Here is a 19,473-nt window from a genome sequence, read left to right on the forward strand (position 1 = left end):
CATCATCAGCTCTCTTTTCCCAAATGGAGCTATTAAAGTTATGGCAAAATATGAATCCCGCAAATTGAAAGTGGAAAATCAGCATAACAACCCTGAATGCTATTAAAAAACTAATTTGGGGGAGCAAAACAAACCCCGCGCTTCGCACGGGGTTTACAAATTTTCCATGAACCTTAATACCGAAAGGATCAGTCTTATTTTAAGGAAATAGCTTTTTTCCGGGCAGGCTCAAAGAAACCCACTTCCACCGCATACTTAATCATCAGGTGCACTTTTTCTTCGTCAAGGTATGCCCATCTGAATTTCATTTTTTTCAGGATGGCATTCGTTGCCTCATAACATACCTGGTAGGGATGCCCCATATGCTGCTTATCGTCGCCAAACAGATCTGCCTGTAGGAACAACCGGTCTATCAGGTCTTTTTGGGTATCGTATGATTGCAACATCCTCTCTAAATAAGTATATACATTCGTCAAAGCCATATCGTATCCATAACTGTTCAGATAGGCCACAAACTCGGCAGCAGAGAGCAGATGCGGATTACGGATATGATAGTTCCTATTCAGCAACGCTGGTTTGTCAAAAATCTGCAGTATCGCAGCGGACACCTGGTCAATATTAGACAATTCCAGCTCACTGAATTCTTCCGGCATCACATGGAAGGAAATAAACCCTTTGATCTGGTTATAGAAAGCATTATTGTCAATATTCTCCTGGAACTTACCGGTAGCAGAATGAAACGACAAGTGGCCTACGCGGTAGATATTCACCCCGACACCTTCCTCTCTGGCTGCATCCAGCAAACGTTCCGCCTCCAGCTTACTCTTCGCATAGAAGTTAGGTACTTCCTGTCCTTTGAACAAATCGGTTTCGGTATACAGGTAGTCGGTGCTACCCTTTTCTGCCACACCAGCGACACTGGTAGTAGAGATATGATGGATTATCTTCTTCCTTCCTGTTTTGCAATAATCCAGTATTGTCTGTACAGAGCGGGTATTCACGGTTTCAAAGTCACTATAACTACCATAGTGTTTTACGTTGGCGGCCGTATTCAGGATACAATCCGTTTCGGCCATCAGGGTCTCAAACACGGTCGCGTCCATTCCCATCTGTGGTAAAGCGATATCTCCTTTCCATACCCGCAGCTTCGCCTGATCTTTAGGCAATGGCGTACCAAAGTAAAAGGCATACTTTTCCGATAACCGGCTGAAAGCCGCTTCATCACTTTCTGCCCGCACCAATACGCATACCGGCGTGTCGTTTCGCTGAAGCAGGTCATAGAGCAAGTGAATACCCAGATAACCGGTTGCCCCCAACAATAGGATCTGCTGATAGGTAGTAGTACTGCTGACATCCAGCTGTTGCCATGCTTTCACTTCTTCCAGATATGGCCGTTGCTGTTCTGCCAACACCGCCTGCATGTGTGCTGCCTGCGCCTGCATTGCTTCCTGATCTACCTGTGCCGGATTAAACCTGGACATCAATGCCGCCAGTTTATTTTTAAAGTGGTTCTTTTCATAAATCACATATTTAGAGATACCGGCTATAGTAGGATGTTGGAAAAGGTCATTAATAGAAACCTGGAAATCGACCTTCATCTTGGCAATCAACCGGATCGCTGTGATAGAGTTACCACCAGCTGTAAAGAAATTGTCGTGTATGCTTAACCGTGGTAAGTTCAGTACCTCTTTCCAGATTTCCAGCAGTTGCTCTTCAATTTCGTTAGCAGGACTTGCATCCTGCTGCTGATCGTTGAGCATCAAGGATGCCGGCGATGGCAGTCCTTTCCGGTCAATCTTACCATTTGGCGTCAGCGGGAATGACTCCATCGGAATTATCACCGGCGGTACCATAAAGTCTGGAAGTTTGCTCTTCAGATATGCGACGATACCCTCTTTATTGAACGCATGTTGCGGTATCACATAAGCCACAAGCAGTTTATTATCGTGCTCTCCGCCTTTCACGACCACTACTGCTTCATTCACCAGCTCACACTCTTGCAGCACGTTTTCTATTTCGCCCAATTCAATCCTGTATCCGCGTATTTTCACTTGTTCATCGATCCGCCCCATGTATTCAATATTTCCATCTGAAAGCCAGCGGCCCAGATCACCAGTTCGGTACATCCGGTTCTCTCCATCTCCGGTAAAAGAATTGATGACAAACTTTTCTTTGGTAAGTTCCGGACGGTTAAGATAACCACGGGCCAGGCCAGCGCCACTCACACAAATCTCTCCCGCTACACCCACCGGGCACAATCCGCCGTGGGCATCCACGATATACAGCTGCATGTTAGCCACCGGTTTTCCGATGACCACTACGCCGTCTTCCCGGATTGGATCAATGGATAAAGTGGTGCAGATACTATTTTCCGTAGGGCCGTAAGCGTTAATCAGTCTCACGCCCTTGGCTTGCAAGAATCTTCCATCCTCCCTGTTTAATGGCTCTCCACAGGATATAATGGTTTTCATCCTGCCTAGCATTTCTTTCATGCTATGCAAATAAGAAGGCGGTAAAAATAATACCTCTACTTTCCGCTTATTGATCAGCGTAGCAAATCCGGCAGAAGACAGCAAATCTTCTTTACGCGGCAGCACTAATAAGCCGCCATGCGACAGGGCGCTAAATATTTCCATACAGGAGGCATCAAAGCCGATAGAGGCAAACTGCAGCACGCGACTTCCTGTTTCTATCTGTAACGACTCCCACTGATCATACACCAGGTTCACCACGCCACTATGTTCGACCAATACGCCTTTGGGCTTGCCGGTAGAACCGGAAGTAAAGATCACATAGGCCAGATCATTGGCAGCAGGGCCATCTGGCAGCGCTGTTAGCGGATAACTGGCGAATAAGTCTGCGTCTGTAGCCATCACCAATGCTATACCATCTACTGCGGTCCCCAGCCTGTCGCTGACAGAAGGCATGCTAACCATTATATCCGCAGCGGTATCCGCGAGGATATATTGTATCCTGTCTGCCGGATATTCCGGGTCAATAGGCACATAGGCACCGCCTGCTTTCATAATCGCATATATGCTGATGATCATCTCTGGCGAGCGTTCAATGCATAAAGGCACCAGGGTATCCCGGCCAACGCCTCTATCGCGCAGGTAGTGCGCTAACTGGTTGGAGCGTTCATCCAGTTCTTTATAAGTCAACGTAATATCCTCAAACATTAATGCCACTGCATCAGGAGTTGCTGCTGCTCTGGCTGAGAATAAGCCCGGCAAAGAAATACCCTGCGGCACCGCCAATACCTTGCTGTTAAAGTCTTCCAGCAACTGTTGTTCTTCCGCTTCATCCAATAACGGTAACGCACATATGTGTGTGGCAGGTTGAAGGGTAATGGAACGCAGCAACTGTTCAAAATGTTTACCCATCCTTCTCACTGTGTCACCGTAAAACAGGTCCGTACTGTATTGAATGATCAGGGAAAGTCCTTCTTCTGTTTCCTTCAGACAAAAGTTAAGGTCAAATACAGCATTAATATGATCCAGCGGCTCTTCCAACAACTGCACCGTTCCCAGCGTCAGCTCCGGAATATCCGGCGTGTTCTGTAAAACCAACATCACCTGGAATAATGGACTGCGGCTCATATCGCGCTCCGTCACCACTGCGTCCACTATCTTTTCAAAAGGTACCTCCTGGTATTCATAAGCACTTAGCGTAGTCTGTTTTACCTGTTGCAGCAAGGAAAGGAATGCGGGATTACCGGCGAGATTGCCGCGCAGGGCCAGAGTATTGATAAAGAATCCCGCGAGTCCTTCCACCTCCTGGCGTGTACGGCCGGAAATAGGGCTACCGATGCAGATGTCATCCTGCCCACTGTAACGGTACAATAACACATGGAGGGCTGCCAGCAATGTCATGAAAAGCGTTACGCCTTCCTGTTGCGACAGGGCCAGTAGCTGATCCGTCAGCTCCCGGTCGAATTGCAGGTATTCTACAGCGCCATCTTTACCTTTAATTGCCGGTCTGACTTTATCTGTTGGCAGCTGCAGCGCGGGTACATCTTTCAGATTTTCTTTCCAGTACAACAGTTGTGCTGCCAATACCTCATCCGACATATACTTTCGTTGCCAGATGGCATAGTCTGCATATTGTATTTCGAGCGCCGGCAACTTCACCTTTTCTCCGGTAGTATAACCATTGTAAAGGGTAATTAATTCCCTGAACAGGATACTGATAGACCAACCATCGGAGGCAATATGGTGCATGTTCATCACCAGGATATGTGTAGCAGCATCGAGCGCGATCAGGTGCACCCGTATCATATGTTCTTTTGTGAGATCAAAAGGTTTTCTTATCAACGTATGCACAAGGGTACGATACTCCGCTATTGCCTGTTGGTGGCCGCACAGATCGATTTGTTGCAGCTGCCATTGCTGCGCTGGCAATATCTGCTGACCAGAATGTCCGTCCATCTGCACAATGACAGACCGCAATACTTCGTGGCGGATCACCAGGTCCTGGAACGCATTTGCCAACGCTCCTTTATCAAGTGTACCTTCCATACGCAATACTACTGGCATATGGTATTGTACACTGCCTTCCATCTGATCAATGAACCATAACCGCTCCTGACTATACGACAGCGGAATCAATTCCGGCCGTTGCTGCGGTGTTACTGCCGGCAGCAGCCAGCCCTTACCGTTCTGGCGGATAAACCCGGCCAATCGCGCTATGGTAGGATTCGCAAATATGGATTTCACGGCTACTTCCACTTCCATGTGTTTACGCAGGGCAGATTGCAAGCGCATGGCCAATAAGGAATGGCCTCCCAGCTCAAAGAAATTGTCGTGAATACCTACTTTTTCCACCTGCAATAAAACACGCCAGATATCTGCCAGCTGTTGTTCCGTCAGGTTGCGTGGCGTCACATACGCAGCACCGCCAAGCGCACTCATGTCTGCTTCGGGCAATGCGCGTTTATTGATCTTACCATTATTTGTCAATGGCAGTTCTGGTAAAGTGATGAAAAGAGAGGGGATCATATAATCCGGTAGCCTCGACTGCATCCAGGTACGCAGCTCGTCTTTCCCGAAGCGCTGTTGTGGCACCACATAAGCTACCAGCCGCTTATTACCATATTGGTCATTCTTTACCAGTACCACACATTGCGCCACCAGCTCACATTGACCAAGTACGCTTTCTACCTCGCCTATTTCCACACGGTTCCCGCGAATCTTCACCTGGTCATCTTTACGCGCCAGGTAATTGATGTTACCATCCGGCAACCAACAGCAAACATCTCCGGTTTTGTATAAACGACCCTCTCCGGTTACATCAAACGGATCGGCAATAAAGCGTTCGGCTGTTAATTCCGGCAGATGCAGGTATCCTTTGGCTACCTGTACACCACCAATAAACAATTCTCCTGGTACCCCAACCGGGCAGGGATGGCCGTTGGCATCCAAAATATATAACCGGGTGTTGGCAATCGGTTTGCCAATAGGCGGCAATACCCGTTGGGTATAATCTTCAGGCTGTATTGTATAGGCGCTCACCACATGTGCCTCCGTAGGCCCGTACTGGTTATACAGGCGTGTGTCACCTTTTTCCAGAAATAACCGGAGGTCATTGCTCAATTTCAGCTGTTCACCCGCTGTAATCACTTCCTGTAAGTATTGCGGATAGATACCACTTTCTTGTGCGTATTCCACCAGGTTTTTCAACACTACATAAGGTAAGAAGAGGCAATTGATCTTTTCTGTATTGATCTGCTCCATCAGGATAGCCATGTCTTTCCTCCGTTGTTCATCCACGAGGTGAAGGCTACCGCCAAAACTGAGCGTGAAGAATATTTCCTGGAAGCTCACATCAAAATTAATACTGGCAAACTGTAGTATGCGTTTAGGCGTCCGGGTATCGATCTCTTGTTGCTGCCAGCAAAGCAGGTTAAACAAAGCCTTGTCAGGCATCTCCACTCCCTTCGGCTGTCCGGTAGAACCGGATGTATAAATGAGATAAGTCAGTTTGTCCGGAGAAGTATACCGGCTGGGGTTTGTAACTGGTTGCCCCGACAACACGTCTGCCCCCGCATCCGCTGACAACGTCAGGATACGCGCCGATGCAATGCCTGCGGGTAGTACCCCCTGGCTGTGCGCATCCGTAATCATCAAAGTAAACGCTGTATCAGAGAGGATATAACGGATACGCACCTCCGGATAAGCAGGATCTACCGGTACATAAGTGGCGCCGGCCTTTAGGATACCTACAATGGCGGTGATCATCCCCAGTGAGCGCGACATGCAAACAGGTATCAGTGTATTCTCCACCACCCCTTTCTCCCGGAGATAATGGGCCAGTTGATTAGCGCTTTCATTCAGCTGCCGGTAAGTATACTGTTCTGTTTCGAAAACAACTGCAATTGCATCCGGCGTCTTTTGGACCTGTGCTTCGAACAGGTCTATCACCGCCATACCGGCAGGATATATACATGCTGTATCGTTAAAAGTCTTCAATAACTGTTTTTCTTCCGCGGCCGTAAGCATCGGCATTGTACCTATCTTCCGGGAAGGTGTTTCCACAATCGCTGCCAGAAGGATCAGATAATGCTCCATCATCCTTGCGATGGTAGCCGCCTCAAAAAGATCACTGCAGTATTCTACACGGAAACGCAGACCAGTATCAGTAGTCGTAACATCCACTGTCAAATCGAATTTGGCGGTGATGTTAGGCACCTGCTGTATCGTTACCTGCACATCATCCAATTGCAGATCTGGAATTTCCGGCAGATTTTGTAAGATAAACATCACCTGGAACAGCGGTGTACGGCTTATATCACGGTCGCTCACCACTGCCTCCACTATTTTCTCAAACGGGGCATCCTGGTATTGATATGCCTCCAGTAAAGTAGTCTTTACCTGTTTGAGTAGGGAGAGGAAGTCCGGATTACCAGCCAGGTTACTGCGCAGTGCAATGGTATTAACAAAGAAACCAATAAGCGGTTCTATGGTTTGCTGGGTACGATTGGCAATAGGGCTACCCACACAGATATCTTCTTGTCCGCTGTAGCGGTAGAGTAACACTTTGAAAGCGGCCAGCATCGTCATAAACAGCGTAGCCCCCTGCTGTCTGGACAGCTGATTTAATCCGGCTGTCAGGGTACTATCCACCTCATAATGCAAAGTATTTCCGCGGGTGCTTTGTGTGACAGGCCGCGGGAAATCTGTGGGCAATTGCAGCGTAGTTGTATCTTCCAGTTTCGCTTTCCAGTAAGACAATTGCTGATCGAGCAGCGCGCCTTGCAGGTGATGCCGGTGCCACAACGCATAATCTGCATATTGCACCTGTAGTGGCTCCAACTGGTGCGACTGATGTCTGTGCGCAGCCTCATACAGCCCAATTAATTCTTTGAGCAATATTGACACGGACCACCCGTCTGATGCAATATGGTGTTGCACTACAACGAGGAAATACTCACGGGGAGCCAGTTGTACCAGGTGTACCCGCAACATATAATCCACCGCCAGATTAAATGGCTCATTATAACAATCCGTAATCTCTTCCAATATCTTCTTCCGGTCAGCTTCCATGGTTCTATCCATCACTTGCAGCTGCCATTCATCGGCAGGCAGGATATGCTGACTTACCACTCCGTCTTCTTCCAGGAAAACAGTACGTAGTGCTTCATGCCTGTCTACCACTGTTTTGAAGGCGCTTTCAAGGGCCATTACATCCAGATCGCCATCCAGTTTTAATACCAGCGGCATATGATAAGCCACACTACCTTCCATATGGTCTATAAACCACAACCTTTCCTGCGCAGAAGAAAGCGGCAGCTTTCCTTCCCGTGGAGATACAGTAACGGCTGGCAGCACAGTGCCCCGTTGCTGATGGCGGATATGGTCCGCCAGTGCGGCCACCACCGGATAAGTGAAGAGATCGCGTATGGGGATCTCTACTTCCAGCTCCCGGCGTATCGCAGATACAACACGCGTTACCAACAGGGAATGTCCGCCCAGTTCAAAGAAGTTATCGTATATGCCTACCCGTGATACTTTCAGTAATTGCTGCCAGATACCTGTCAACGCCAGCTCCGTGGCATTACGCGGAGGCATATACGCTGCTGTGGGCATCAGGGATTGATCAGGTTCAGGTAATGCGCGTTTATTTACCTTACCATTGCTCGTCAGCGGAAGCTTTTCCAATGGCAGCAAGACAGCGGGCACCATATAATCTGGCAACAACTGTTTGAGGTAGGTTTGTATTTTTTCTTTTTCAAAGGTTCCTGCCGGCACAATATAACCAGCAAGATATTTACTGCCCTGTTCATTTGTACGCGCTATCACCACCACCTGTTCCACCCATTCACATTGTTGCAGTACCCTTTCCGTTTCACCTGGTTCAATACGATAACCCCGGATCTTCACCTGGTCATCTGTACGGCCCAGGCAAAGCACGTTACCATCGGCCTGCCAACATCCCAGGTCCCCGGTTTTATATAGTTTTTCAATGCTGTTATTACGAAACTGATGGGAGATGAATCGTTCTGCTGTCAGCTCAGGTAAATTCAGGTAACCTAAGGCAAGACCAGCCCCTCCTACATAAATTTCGCCCGTAACACCAACAGGCACCAGCTGACGGCGGCTATCCAAAATATATACTTTCCGGTTACTCAGGGGACGGCCTATTGGTGTCAGTACCTTCACAACATCCGACGCGACTGTGCAGGTCGTAGAGAAAGTCGTATTCTCCGTTGGGCCGTAAGCGTTAATAGTGGTGAGCGCAGGATATCGTTGTTTTAATTTACTGAGATGTTCTTCCGATAATTTCTCTCCACCAGTCAGTACAACTGATAAGGTTTCAAAAATGCTGATGTCAGTATCGATCAACTGATTGAACCAACTGGTGGTAAACCACATCATATTGACCTGCTGCGTACTAATTTCACGCTTCAATACCTCATTGTCCAGCAACTGTTGTTCCGGGCAAAGAATGAGGCAGCCTCCATTGAGCAACATCCCCCAGTACTCAAATGTGGCGGCATCGAAAGAAGGTGCACCAGTAGATAGTAAACGATCCGTCGCGCTGAAGGAGACATAGTCCACCCCTTTCACCAGGCTCACTACATTCTGATGACTTACCATCACCCCTTTTGGCGTGCCAGTAGAACCGGAAGTATAAATTACATAAGCCAGGTCTTGTGGAAGCGCCACTGGCAATGGTACTGACATCGGCGTTACTATTGCCTGATCCAGGCAGATGCACTGCATGTTGGTACCTGCCTGCTCCAACGCTATCAGCTGCATCGTTGTGGTGAGCAGCAGCGTACTATTACTTTCGCCTAACATATAACTGATGCGTTCTGCCGGATAATGGGAATCGATCGGCACATAAGCGCCTCCTGCCTTTAATATCGCCAGGATCGCGGTGATCAGTTTATCTGAACGCTCCATACAAATGGGAACACGCATCCCAGGCTTTAGTCCTGCCACCACAAGGTATTGCGCCAGTTGGGAGGAAGCAGTATCCAGCACTTGGTAGGTGATCTCCTCACCAGCAAATACCAGGGCTGTTGCATCCGGTGTCAGGGCTACTTGCGCGGCAAAGAGGTCCGTGATACTTTTATCAGCCGGATAGTTGGTATCTGTCTGATTAAAGACTTCCAGCAACTGTGTTTCTTCCGCTGGCAGCAGCATCGGCAAAAAGCCTACTTCCGTGAACGGGTTGATAACGATTGCTGCTAACAGTTGTTTAAAATGCGTGATCATCTGCAGGATCGTCTCTTCCCGGAACAGATCCGTACAATATTCCACGCTGCCTGACAATCCTGTTGCTGTCTCTTCTAAAGTGAAATTAAGGTCTACCTGGGCAGTGGTATAAGCGATCTTTTCCGGTTGCAAATGCGCTGTGCCTAATGTAAGATCAGCTGCCACCGGCATGTTCTGTAACGTGAAGATTACCTGGAACAATGGGCTATAGCTCAGATCACGCTCTTTCACAACGGCCTCCACTACTTTTTCAAATGGTATATCCTGATGCTCATAGGCATCCAGGGTTGTATTTTTCACCTGTTGGAGCAGGGTAGCAAAGGTTGGGTTATCATGCAGCTGCGTACGTAATGCCAGGGTATTCACAAAACATCCGATCAGGCTTTCAGTTTCCTGCCGGGTACGGCCAGAAACAGGACTGCCCACCGTGATATCTTCCTGACCACTGTAGCGGTATAACAACACATTAAATGCTGCCAGCAATGTCATGAACAAAGTAGTCCCCTCCTGCTGCGATAATGTCTGTAACTGCTGTTGCAGGGTATCATCTATATGGAACGGTATAATGGCGCCACGGTTCGAAAATACAGTCGGACGGGTATAGTCAAGTGGCAGCTGTAACGTTGCCACATCAGCCAACTGACGGCTCCAATAGGCTTGTTGCTGTTCCAGCACTGCCGCTGACATATAAGTACGTTGCCAGCGGGAGTAATCTGTATATTGGATATCCAGTGGTGGTAAAACGGGTAATTGTTGGTGATCGAATGCCGCATACATCTCCATCAATTCTCTGATAAAGATGCTGACAGACCAGCCATCGCCAGCAATGTGATGCAGCGTCAGGGCAAAGATGTACTCCTGTTCTGTCAACCCGATCAGCTGTCCACGTAACATGTGGTCGGCAGACAAATTAAACGGCGCATCAATCAGGGATTTCACATAAACATGTAAAGCGGTAATATCCTTATGGAGATCATGCCGACTTACCATTTCCAATTCCCATCCATCCTTGTCCATTACCTGCTGATGTGGCAGTTCGTCAATAACGGTGATGATAGTACGTAAAACGGCGTGACGGTTGACCATTTCACGGATGGCCATCTCCAGCGCCTGTTTGTTGACGGTTCCTGTCAGGCGGAATACCACTGGTATATGATATTGTATACTACCGGTCAGCCGGTCGATAAACCAAAGTCTTTCCTGGGCAAAGGATAATGGCTGCGGGCTGGTATATGCCTCCGCCGTAATGCCTTGCTGCACAGGCCCCCTCTGTTGAATTAGATAGACAGCCAGGCCTGCTATTGTGGGATTACTGAAGATCGCCTTTACCGGCACCTCTGCCTGCAACTGTTTTCTGATAGCAGATTGCAGACGCATAGCCAGGAGGGAATGCCCGCCTAACTCAAAGAAATGATCATGTATGCCAATACGCTCCCGGCCCAGCAACTGTTGCCAGATGACTGTCAGCTTGCTTTCCTGTTCATTACGGGGAGCCATATACACAGCATTTGAGAGGGCTGCATCGTCTGGCGCCGGCAACGCCTTTTTATCCACTTTTCCATTGACGGTAAGTGGCATTGCTTCCAGGGCTATCAGGAAAGACGGTGTCATATAATCCGGTAATCTTTCTTTCAGATAATCCAATATGGCTTCTTTATCAAAGTTATTTTCCGGCACCACATAACCGGTCAGGTACCGGTTTTTTTGTTTATCTGTCCAAACGGTTACTACTGCCTGTTTAACTCCCGGGCAACCTTCCAGCACTCTCGCTGTTTCACCGGGTTCGATACGGAATCCGCGGATCTTCACCTGCTCATCGATACGCCCCATGTAAACGATGTTACCATCAGGCATCCAGCGGGCCAGATCACCGGTACGGTAAATGCCTGCAGCCGGGTCATCGGTGAAAGGATTCGGCATAAACCGGGTGGCGGTCAGTTCCGGGTCCAGGTATCCTTTTGCTACACCATCGCCTCCTACATACAGTTCTCCTGTTACCCCAACCGGAACCGGATGTCCTGCACTATCCAGGATATACGCTGTCCTGTTTTTCAATGGACGGCCAATAGGTACGTTGCCACTGACCGTCGCTTCATGGATGCGGTAATAAAGTGAGAAAGTGGTATTCTCCGTAGGGCCATATATGTTAGTCAGCGCGATATGCGGATATACACGTCTGAATTTATCCGCATGCTTTTCCGACATTTTCTCACCTCCTGTCAGCACCTCCTGTAACCCGGCGAATACCGTCATATCCGTATCTATCAACTGGTTGAACCAGCTGGTAGTAAAAAACATTTTGGTGACGCGGCGCTGATAAAGTTCCTGCTTTAGTAATTCTATGTCCAGCAAACTGCTCTCTGTACTTAACACCACACAGCCGCCGTTCAACAGGGCACCCCAATATTCAAAAGTTGTTGCATCAAAGGAAAGGGAGCCGGCAGAGAGGATGACATCTTCTTTTGTCAGTGTAATATACTCCTGCGACTTCACCAGGCTCACCACATTCTTATGAGTAACAGCGACGCCTTTAGGCTTACCGGTGGAACCAGAGGTATACATGACATATGCCACTGCTGCTGGTGTAGGTTGTTCTGCCAACGCATGAACAGGATATTGCAGCAGGTCTGGGTTATCATCTATATAAAGTAATTCCTTGTCAACAACAATTTGTAAGGCATCCTTCCATTCCCTTTCACATATTACCAACGGGCTATCGCAATTGCTCAGTAATTGCAATATCCGTTCTGCAGGATACTCAGGATTTACCGGAACATAGGCGCCGCCAGCTTTCAGAATCCCCAATACCGCCACCATCAGGCCGGCGCAGCGTTTCATACATACAGGCACATACGCGCCTGCACTTAATCCTTTACCCTGCAATTGGTGTGCAAGACGATTAGCAGCTTCATCCAGCTCTTTATAGGTAAACGACGTTGTATCGTATACAACTGCGATGGCATCCGGCGTTTGAGCCGCCTGGTCTTCAAAAAGCGCAATTATGCTCTTATCCACGGGATAAGGTGTTGCAGTCTGATTGAATGTATGCAACAGTTGCGTTTTCTCAGCCGCTGTCAACAAGGTAATGTCCGCGATGGTATTTACAGGCTGGGTAGCTATTTGTAATAATACCTGTTCAAAATGGGCCGCTATCATCTGGATATAAGCGCCATCGAGTACCGTTTCATTGTATATCAGGCCAATTTCAAGGCCTTCTGCCATCATCACGCGTATCGTCAGTGGATAGTTAGCTTGCTCTTGCACCTGAAAATTCAGGAGCTGCAATTTCCAGTCAGAAGATTGCAAGGCAGGATTCGCCGGATAGTTTTCAAAAACCAGGAGACTGTCAAACAACTCTTCCCGGATACCCGTCCAGTGCTGAATATCATTCAACGCAGCATACTGGTGTTCACGGCTTTGCAGTTGCGTAGCCTGTATCTCCTCCAGCCAGCCGGCTATTGTTTGTTCATTTGCCACCGTGGTATACAATGGCAGCGTATTGATGTACAACCCAATTTTTTTATCTACACCGGGTAGTTCATCTGGTCTGCCGGCAACTGTCACGCCAAACATGGCGGCAGGCTTTCCGGTATAACGGGATAACAGGTACGCCCACACGCCTTGCACCAGGGTGTTGAGGGTAATACGTTGTTGTTGTGTAAACCTTTCCAATTGCTGACGGGCTACCGTATCCAGGCGCAGCAGTGTTTCCTGAAAGCGCCCTTCTCCTTTTGTGCGGGAGGTGGTGGTAGTTACAAAGGGTAACAAACATCCTTCGGTTGCCTCTTTCAGATAACCACGCCAGTAAACCTCTTCTGCCGACAGATCTCTGTCTGCCAGGAAACGGATGTAATCTCCGAATTCATCTGTCTTCAGTGATGGCAGGGAATTATTGGTCAGGATGGCCTCATAGGTTTCCACCAATTCCCCGAGTAATACCGGCAATGACCAACCATCTATCAGCAGATGATGATAAGTCCATTGCATGCGGTATTTATCGTCTTGCAGTTGGAACAATGTGATACGCATCAGGGGAGCTTTTTCAAAGTCCAGCCCCATCTGGCGGTCCGCGATCATCCAGGCATTCAGTGCTTCCTGCTGTGCTGTTTCCGTCATGTGCCGGTAGTCCAGTACTGTGAAAGGCAACGCAATGTTCTGGTATACGCATTGCACCGGGATACTGCAAATCTTTGCATAGAAGGCACTGCGGAAAACAGTATGATGTTGTATCAGGTGTTCCCAACTTTTTTGAAAGGCTGCTACTTGCAAATTGGGGAGTTCACATCCAAAGTGTTCGATGTAAGCGCTTCCCTTTTCATCATATAGTCCATGGAACAACATACCTTCCTGTAATCCGGTGAGCCGGTATAGTCCGGCTACCTGGGATCTTCTGGAAACGCCTGCTACTGTGGCATCGAGGAAGTGGTCCAGTTCATCATTGGTCATCACGCCGCCCAGCCCATAGTCGGAAGGCGATGCGACTGCTGCCTGCTGGCTGCGGTCTGCACAGTGTGTGATGAGTGTCTCCAGGTGATGACGATAGTCTGCTGCGATACCTGCTATGGTGGCTGCGTTGAAGTGCAGTTGACTGTAGCTCCACTCTATGACGAGTTCGCCGTCACGGATCATGCTGTTGACAGCCAGTTTTTCGGGAACAATACGTTGTGGCGATCCTCCGGCGTCCAGTGAAGACAGCGAGGTTTTAATGGCTCCATGTCCCGCAGGCATGTTATCTCCCTGACCGAGATAGTTAAAGCCTACTTCCCAGGGTACTGCGCCTTGCAGGGCTGTTTGTCTGCCAATATATTTGCTGATGCCGTAGCCGATACCTTTATCCGGTACCTGGCGTAATTGTTCTTTTATATTCCTGATCAGGAGGCCCATAGATGTGTCAGCAGCGGCTTCCAGCCATACCGGATATTGGCTGGTAAACCAACCGATGGTGCGGTTAACGGCTATTTCAGGTGCGATCTCTTCTCTACCGTGTCCTTCCAGGCCTACCAGCACACCAGCACCTTTATTCCAGGCCGTCAGGGTCATAGCCAGCGCGGCCAGCAGGATATCATTAATTTCTGTCCGGTAGGTCGCAGGCACTTCCTGTAGCAGACGGCGGGTAGCCGCTGCATTGAGGCGCACCGTTTCTTTACGTATATCCGATACTGTTATATCGCCGGTATGTGGCAGATCAGTATGTAATGGCGTACGTTTTGCCACCACCGTCTCCCAATAACGTTGTTGCCGGTGGCAATGGCTATTTTGCGCATAAGCTGTCAGGGCATCATGCCACTGGCGGTAGGAGCTGCCTTTATCGCCCAATACCGCATCTGCTGTCAAACTAGGTTGTTCCAGCAAGCGGTTGAGATCTTCCAGCAGGATACGCCAGGATACGCCGTCGATGGCCAGGTGATGTACTACGAGCAACAGCCGGTTGTTGGCCTCAGCTGTGGGTGTTTGGACCAAGGTAGCCTGCAATATCACACCATTGTGAATGTCCAGGCGCGCCTGGCTTTCCTCTATACAAATGGGGATATGTTGCTGCCAGTTTTTTTGTTTCCTGCGCATATCCGCGATATGTAATGTAACCTCCGCTGTACCGTAGCATTGTTGCCATCCGTCAACATCCTTTTGATAGGCAAAACGGAGCGCATCATGGTATAGCACCAGCTTACGGAGTGCAGCTTCCAGCAATACCGGTGACAGTTGCTTTTCTGTTTCCAGCACTAACTGTTGTGTAAACAATGCCGGTTGGCCGTTGCCTTCTTGTTCGAAGTACCAATGTTGAATGGGCAGTAAACCGCATTTACCTGTCAGCTGCCCTTGTTCTCCAGTGGGGCTCACCACATATTTCACGGACAACAGCTGCGCCAGCGCGGCTACTGTCTGGTATTTGAACAGGTCTTTTGCTTTCAGTTCATATCCCAGTCTCCTGGCGCGGCTCACTACTTGCATGGATAGAATGGAGTCGCCACCCAGCTCTATAAAGTTATCGTATATCCCTACCTGTTGTAATCCCAGCAGTTCCTGCCAGATAGCTGCCAACTGTTGTTCCGTCTCATTGCGCGGCGCTACATATTCCTGTAGTTGCAAATCCCTTGCTTCCGGGGCTGGCAGCGCCTTTTTATCCACCTTGCCGTTGACAGACAAAGGCAGCTGTGCCAGTTCCACGAGTACGGACGGCACCATATATTCCGGTAGTTTTTCTTTCAACCGGTTCAATACAGCCATCTTATTGTAATCGGCGCTTGTGGTAACATACCCCACGAGACGCTTGTTGTTGCGTTCATCTGTCCATGCCACCACTACTGCTTGCTTAACGCCTTTGCATTCCTGCAGTGCATGGCCGATTTCACCCAATTCAATACGGTAGCCGCGAATCTTTACCTGGTCATCTATACGGCCCAGGTATTCGATATTACCATCTGGCAGCCAGCGGCCGGTATCGCCGGTTTTATACAGCCGGTTACCCGCAGGGTTGGTAATAAATTTTTCTGCGGTCATTTCAGGCAGGTGCAGGTAACCATTGGCCACTTGCGGGCCACTTACATATAACTCCCCGGTTACTCCTACTGGCAGGACCCGTTGCTGCGCATCCAGAATATGTATCTGCATATTCGCCACCGGCTTTCCGATCGTTATCAGTTTGTCTGCAGGTTGTATTTGTGCCACTGATGACCATACTGTACATTCCGTAGGTCCGTATTCGTTATACAGCGTCGCTTTCGGCACTTCTCTAAAGTGACGTTGGGCCAGTGATACCTCCAGTGCCTCCCCTGCCAGGATAACGGTAGACAAGGTCGTATCTTGTAACAGTCCTTCTTCCAGGAGAAACCGGTAATAGGAAGGCACACACAGGATCATATCAGTACGGGAAAGTAGTTTTTTTACGATCTCCCCATCTTTCAAAGTCTCTTCCCGGCATACAATCAGGCTGCCGCCGGTACACAACGTACCGAAGATAACAGCCACCGAAGAATCGAATGAGAAAGAGGGAACCAGCAATGCGGTACCCGTACCACCATAGTAAGTTTTTCTCGCCAGCGTGGAAGCAACCAGGTTTTGATGAGCAATGGTTACGCCCTTCGGGTTGCCCGTAGAACCGGACGTATAAATCACGTAGGCGGGATGTTGGGGTTGTAAGGCCGTTTCTACCGGCGTTACGGGATACTGCGGTAGTATGTTCGCCAGTTGGCGGACATCAATAATTTCTGCGGTGGTATACTGGTCCAGGGGCAGGCTGCCAGCCATATTGGTGACCAGTACTGCCGCCTGGGTATCTTGCAGCATGAAGGAGATCCTGTGTTGCGGATAGGCAGGATCGACCGGCACATAGGCACCGCCGGCTTTCAGCACCGCCAATATACCAATGATCATTTCTGCAGAGCGCTCCATGCATACCGGGACGAATGTATCTTCCCGCACGCCTTTTTCACGCAGGTAATGCGCCAGCTGGTTGGCCTTTTCATCCAACTGCTGGTAAGTGAGTTGTTGATTTTCAAACACCAGTGCTTCCGCTGTTGGCTGAATCCTCACTTGCTCTTCAATGAGCGCATGGATATAAGGATAAGGTACAACATCTATATGGTTGTTATTAAAGGCTGCCAGCAGCGTTTGTTCTTCATCTGGCAGCATATTGATCTCATCCAGTTTATGTTGCCCTCCGCCATTGAATTGCTGTATGATATACAACAGGCGCTTCACCAATAAACGTATATCCGTTTCCGTGAAGTACGACGGGTAGTAATCTGCTTTCAACTGCAGCGGCTGTCCTTCTCCATAGTCGCGCCAGAGCAGTTCCAGCGGGTAACGGGTAATCTCACTTGTCAGGTCCTGTGTAACAGCCTGTATACCTTCTCCGAAGTCCAGGTTTAGATTGAGGTTTGCGTGGTTAACAATGATATCCACCAGTTGTTCTGTTGTGCCGTTGAGTTTCAGGGAACGGCTCAGATCAGCCATCTGGTAATGTTGATGCTGGTTGTCATTTTTCCTGGCAACTCCAATATTTTCCAACAAAGTAGATACCGTATCATCTGGTTGATAAACACCCTGGAATGGCGTGATACCGGAAAACATACCAGCGATCTGCTGTAATTCTCTATCCTTTCTGCGATGCACTGGTGTACCGAATACCAACGCCGTATGTTCGGTAGTTTTTGCGAAGTAAATGGTGAGCGCCGCCAGCGTCAGTCGGAGCAGATTTGCCTGGGTAGCTTGTTGCAAGTCTTCCAACGCAGCTTTTTCGACAGCCGTAAATTCCAGGAGGAACGTCCGGCATTGACGTGGATTGGCATCCAGGTGCTGGTACCTGCGTTCCAATAACTGAGCTGGCTTTTTATCAATCATCTTTTTCCAGTAGGCAGCGTCTTCCTGGTATGCTGGCGATTGTTGATAGGTGAGGGCATTGCCGGCCGCCGCCACATAGGAAACAGGCGACCAATCCAGGTCCGTTCCTTGCAGTAAGGAGCGGTATTTACGGGCCACATACTGATAACTTGCGGCCAGCCCATATCCATCAATAATCAGGTGATGATATTTACAGAAATATAGGTGTTCATCCGGCGCGATGGACAGGAGATATTGTTCGCAGAGCGCATTTTCTTTATGAAGGAGGAAGGGTATTTCAAGACGTTCCCGTATCCATTCTTCAACGGCATCCGGTTGCAGACCGCTGAAATCCATACATACGATTTCCTGTGTTGTGAAGGTATCATCCAGGTAGGCTTGTGGCACCTGGTCGCTGAGATCGAACCTCATCCGAAATACATCAAATACTGCTGGCAACGTTTCGGCGGCGGCTATAAATTTTTCTTTATGAAGAGGCCCGGTGAGTCTGGTTACGCCTCCGACATTATAGGTCGAGTTTTCGGCATTGATCAACAAATCCATCAGGATATCCCGCTGCGCAGGATGAATAGGTGTTACATGGAGTGGCATGGTCTAACGGTCATTAATTGATGAAAAATAAATCAGGCATGTACCTGAATATGCTGTCATTTTCTGTTACAACAAACAATGACAATCCTTGTCCAACGGGCTACAGGAGCTGGAAACAGGTTAAAGGTATCAGAATGTCTGTGCAGGTGATCGTATTACATACTCAATGAATATTGCTATTGATATGGTAATAGTTGTACTGCTGGTCCCCTCAGGCCGACGGGTATAATAAACAAGTCCTGGATAGCAATTTTGAGTTCATGTTTGAAGGGTATTTTATAATAGGAAATTTTTCACTTGATATTTAATCATCCATCAGCCGATTATAAGCATGAAAATGTATGCCATTACACATTGTGTCTGGTATCTGGTGTATGATATCATAAAATCATGGTATGAAGATCCTTTTATTGCATCTGCAATACACCAAAGATCCCGGCTAACCTGATATTTTCATTATTAACAACATACATGAATTCTTACATCAACTGACAATAAGTTATTGTTAAAAAATCATGTTAACATGGTAAAGTTTCTCATAAGCCAAGGGTTTCTAAACAAGGCTCCGTAATCTGAAATACTGTTTTAATCGGGTTTCGAAATTGGCACTAACAAGCATTTAGTCTACCTCTAAAATCGCGGCATGAAGGTAAATAAAATTCATTTCTGAACAAAAAATTTCGGGTTTCCGGAAAGAGATTTCGGCGTAATTTGTCTGGGCCCTAAAATAGCTATTACAGTAGTATTGTCAGGATGAAAGAAGGGCAGAAAGAAACAAGCAAGGCGAGTCCATTGAACAGGGTTCCTTATCCTTATGTACAGT

At 48.3% G+C, this 19,473-nt stretch carries 1 protein-coding gene; it reads right to left on the bottom strand.

From position 1 onward, the window contains the following. Nucleotides 1-194: 194 nt before the first annotated feature. Complete coding sequence (locus AC1DFM_RS16950) at nucleotides 195-18,650, bottom strand: non-ribosomal peptide synthase/polyketide synthase (RefSeq protein ID WP_477077922.1); 18,456 nt, start codon at nucleotides 18,648-18,650, stop codon at nucleotides 195-197. Nucleotides 18,651-19,473 lie beyond the last annotated feature (823 nt).

Source organism: Chitinophaga sp. 05T412 (assembly GCF_056396465.1).